At 67.3% G+C, this 739-nt stretch carries 1 protein-coding gene; it reads right to left on the bottom strand.

Going from position 1 to position 739, the window contains the following annotated elements; all coding sequences use genetic code 11:
- Positions 1-739, bottom strand: a 739-nt coding sequence (locus D8M34_RS18600) for a TerC/Alx family metal homeostasis membrane protein (protein WP_126894747.1), incomplete at both ends; no start/stop codon positions are given.

The raw sequence follows: 739 nt of genomic DNA, 5'->3' as shown, positions 1-739 counted from the left end.
GATCACCGCGAGGCCGTGCGCCAGGTAGATCAGGCGCTCCAGCAGGCCGCCGATGAGGAAGTACAGCTGGCGCAGGCCGAGCAGGGCGAAGGCGTTCGCGGTGAACACCAGGAACGGCTCCTGGGTGAGGCCGAAGATCGCCGGGATCGAGTCGAACGAGAACAGCAGGTCGGTTAGCCCGCTCGCGCCGATGACCAGCGCCATCGGGGTGAGGAGCCGCTTGCCGTCGACGCGGGTGACGAGCTTCGCGCCGTCGTACTCGGTGGAGGTCGGAAGTACCTTGCGGACCAGGCGGATCAGCGTCGAGTCACCGGCGTCAGCCTGCTCGTGGTCGTCCGCGGACGTCGCCTCGCGGATCTGGTACCAGGCGAGCCAGAACAGGATGACCGCGAACAGGTAGAACACCGCGACGAACTGCTCGATGATCACCGCGCCGACCGCGATGAACGCACCGCGCATGACGATCGCGATCGCGATGCCGATCAGCAGCACCTTCTGCTGGTGCACCTTCGGCACCGCGAAGCTGGTCATTATCAGCAGGAACACGAACAGTTTGTCGACCGACAGGGCCTTCTCGGTCAGCCAGCCGGCCATGTACTCGCCGCCGTACTGCCAGCCCGCGACGACCCCGACGCCGACGCCGAACACCAGTGCGATCGCGATGTAGCCGGCCGACCAGCTCGCCGACTCCCGCAGCGTCGGCTCCTGCGCGTCCCGCGCCTTCCCCCCCCAGTCGTAC

Source organism: Microbacterium sp. HSID17254 (assembly GCF_003989315.1).
Lineage (GTDB): Bacteria > Actinomycetota > Actinomycetes > Actinomycetales > Microbacteriaceae > Microbacterium.
This window is presented reverse-complemented; position numbering and strand designations above follow the sequence as displayed.